We start from the raw sequence: 3241 nt of genomic DNA on the forward strand, positions 1-3241 counted from the left end.
CTGAGATTACGATTCAGGACTTTCCCATTCGAGATAAACGGGTATTTCTTCATATAAAGCGCCGTCGCTGGCTGAATACCACTACAGGAAAAGTAGAACAACGGGATTGGAATCAAGTGGCTCAAGGCACGCGAATGACACAGGAATTTGCGGCTTTTTTATCGGATCGCCGAAGCGAAACAGATTCATCGATACGACCCCGAATGATACCCATACCATTGGACGTTTTTATGGAGTCAATGGTAAAAAGTTATTGCGTCAGTACAAAGATTATCAAAGCGGATTTAGGCAATGGGATCAAAAGCGCCATGCCAAACAATGGCTGCTGTATGCTCAAAATATGGGTACGCATCTTTCGATTGATGAGACTTCTCTATCGGATGGTGAATTGTATACAATTCTAACCAACAAAGCTGCCAAGGGTAGAAACGGCAGCATTATAGCCATCATTGCGGGCACAAAGGCTGAAACAGTCATTGAGATTCTTCGGAAAATTCCCCTAAAAACGCGCAAAAAGGTAAGTGAAATTACGCTGGATATGGCGGGTAATATGGCGTTAATCGCTAAACGCTGTTTTCCTTCTGCCACACAGGTAACTGACCGATTCCATGTCCAAAAGTTGGCTTCGGAAGCCTTACAGGAAATCAGAATCAAGTATCGTTGGCAAGCCATTGAGGCAGAAAATGAGGCTATTGAGCAAGCAAAAGCCACTCAAACAGCATACCAACCAGAAGTGCTTTCAAATGGTGATACAGTGAATCGGAGCGCCGAAGCGACAATTATTAGCTCGCAGCAGATATGTGCTCTACAAAAAGGAGAAAGATTGGACAGAGACTCAAAAACAAAGGGCAACATTACTTTTTGAGCGCTATGCTGACTTGAAAAAAGCCTATGAGCTAACGATGTCTTTGAGTCATATTTTTGAGAATACCAACGATAAACTGTATGGATTGGCCCGACTGGCCAAGTGGCATGAGAAGGTGCGTCAGTCCGGATTTAAAGCCTTCAACACCGTGGCGCGCTCCATCCCAAACCATTATGAGACCATCTTAAATTACTTTGATAACCGCAGCACTAATGCGTCGGCAGAATCCTTCAACCGTACGACGGACCGTGCTAAAATCAAAGCGTTCAGAAGTCAATTCAGAGGGGTAAGAAACATAGAATTCTTCCTTTATCGGCTAACTCAGTTATATACTTAATCCAAGTTGCTCCACAACTTTTGTACTTGAGCCCTTCTTACCCCTGATTGAATTAATCTTACCTGAGTTCCTACTTGGGCATTATCTACTGACGCATGTTGAAAAAACGCAAGATCGTTATCATGTTTATTTGGAGGAGAAGAATTTCTCAGATAAAGATGCAAAGAAACGCGATTTACTTTCCATCCATTACCCTACAGGACTTTCCCCTACGGGGTCACAGTGTTTTTCTTAATGTCAAGGGCCGCAGATGGCTAAACACAACTACCGGCAAGGTCGTTTACAGAGACTGGACAGAAGTAGGTGAAGGAACGCGAATGACGAGGGAGTTCGCTGATTTTTAAAAGAAGTCAGCGGCGTCGACCGTCCGACGATATTAATCCGAATAGTACCGAAACTATCGGATGTTTCTATGGTGTCAATGGCCGATCTTTGCTGGGTCAGTATCGTGATTTTTAGAGTAGTTTTAGAGATTGGGACTAAAGAAGTCATGCTGCAAAATGGCTTTTATATCCTCAAAATTTAGGTAGTCATTTATCCATTGACGAGACAAGCCTATCCCATGGAGATTCTGGATACTGAGCCTAATATATATCTAATTAGGTGCCGTTATTGTAAGAATATCTAAAAAGTAATTAACCAATTCTGCTGTTAAGGGGTGAAGTGCAAAAAACAATAAGGCTTTTCTACTTTTGTAACATCAAAGATTTGGAATTTTGTCAGGTCGGCTGATTTGTAAAACATTTGTTTTCCGAGTTAGGAGTTGAAAGTGGTCGCTGTTAATCATTTAAGAACAAAAAAAGGTAGGGTAATGAGCAGCTTTGAGGAGAAACATTAGTATTCTGTATTAAAACATATTTACTCATTATGTCTGGAATAGGGCACTATTTTCTAAAGTTTTGCATTTAAATCCTAATTATTTAAGAAATTATTTTGTCACTATAAGCTTCTGATAAACAGTAAAGTATGTGCGTTTTAGTATAATGTATACGATTGACAAAAATACATTTATTTAACTTGATTTTTGTGTTTCAGGTATTTATTCATACTTTTGCACTCCCAAACGGAGAGGGCGGGGTTTAGAGTCCGAATAAAATTTTGAAAGTAAAAGTTTTTTAAAATAAAATTTGGATAATTAGAATAGAATTCGGACTTTTGCAACCCCAAACAGAGAGGGCGGGAAGAGAGAAGTTAAAGAGGATGTTCTAGATAGGTTTTAGGGGTTAAAAAAAACTTAAGATAATATTTGGAGATACGGATTTGATTTCAGACCTTTGCAACCCCAAACGAGTAAGGCGGAAGAGAAAAAGAAGAGTAAAATAGGTTAAGCTGGAAGCGATTCAGCTCAATGCTTGGGATTTAACAAGCGAAAGTTCTTTGACAGGTTGGTGAGAAAAAAACGACAAATTGCGTAAACAGTACAATTAACTGACTTGCGAAAGTCAATTTGAATAGAATTTACGATGGAGAGTTTGATCCTGGCTCAGGATGAACGCTAGCGGCAGGCCTAATACATGCAAGGCGAAGGGGCAGCAATGTCACTGTCGTACGGGTGCGTAACGCGTATGCAACCTACCTATCACAGGGGAATAGCCTTTGGAAACAGGGATTAATACCGCATAAAGCAGGGACTCCGCATGGAGATATTGCTAAAGATTTATCGGTGATAGATGGGCATGCGTCTGATTAGTTAGTTGGCAGGGTAACGGCCTACCAAGACGATGATCAGTAGGGGGCGTCAGAGCGTGGTCCCCCACACTGGCACTGAGATACGGGCCAGACTCCTACGGGAGGCAGCAGTAGGGAATATTGGGCAATGGATGCAAGTCTGACCCAGCCATGCCGCGTGCAGGAAGAAGGTCCTCTGGATTGTAAACTGCTTTTATCGGGGAAGAATAGGTTTCTTGCGAGGGACTGTGACGGTACCCGATGAATAAGCCACGGCTAACTACGTGCCAGCAGCCGCGGTAATACGTAGGTGGCAAGCGTTGTCCGGATTTATTGGGTTTAAAGGGTGCGTAGGTGGTTTTATAAGTCAG

General features: G+C 42.0%; 3 protein-coding genes, 1 rRNA gene and 1 pseudogene. All 5 read left to right on the forward strand.

Features of this window, described 5'->3' with window-relative positions:
• Positions 1–53: 53 nt before the first annotated feature.
• Positions 54–104 (forward strand): annotated as a pseudogene (locus DVG78_RS30720) (hypothetical protein); the annotation flags it as partial.
• Between the two features lie 2 nt (positions 105–106).
• Positions 107–865 carry an ISAon1 family transposase gene (locus DVG78_RS30725; RefSeq protein WP_445508811.1) on the forward strand — a complete coding sequence of 253 codons (759 nt, stop codon included), beginning with the start codon at positions 107–109 and terminating at the stop codon, positions 863–865.
• A complete protein-coding gene (locus DVG78_RS30730; RefSeq protein ID WP_445508812.1) occupies positions 801–1202 on the forward strand; it encodes a transposase in 402 nt (133 codons plus the stop codon). The genes DVG78_RS30725 and DVG78_RS30730 overlap by 65 nt, the downstream gene beginning before the upstream one ends.
• 158 nt (positions 1203–1360) lie before the next feature.
• On the forward strand, positions 1361–1546 hold the full coding sequence (locus DVG78_RS30735) for an ISAon1 family transposase N-terminal region protein (protein ID WP_445508813.1): 186 nt from the start codon (positions 1361–1363) through the stop codon (positions 1544–1546).
• 1116 nt (positions 1547–2662) lie between these two features.
• Positions 2663–3241: ribosomal RNA gene (locus tag DVG78_RS29775) — 16S ribosomal RNA — on the forward strand; the annotation flags it as partial.

Origin of the sequence: Runella aurantiaca, assembly GCF_003339505.1 — a bacterium.
GTDB lineage: Bacteria > Bacteroidota > Bacteroidia > Cytophagales > Spirosomataceae > Runella > Runella aurantiaca.

What these genes read in the sequence shown, in the direction of transcription:
- DVG78_RS30735 (WP_445508813.1), top strand. Translation starts at nt 1,361, where the DNA reads ATGCAAAGAAACGCGATTTACTTTCCATCCATTACCCTACAGGACTTT.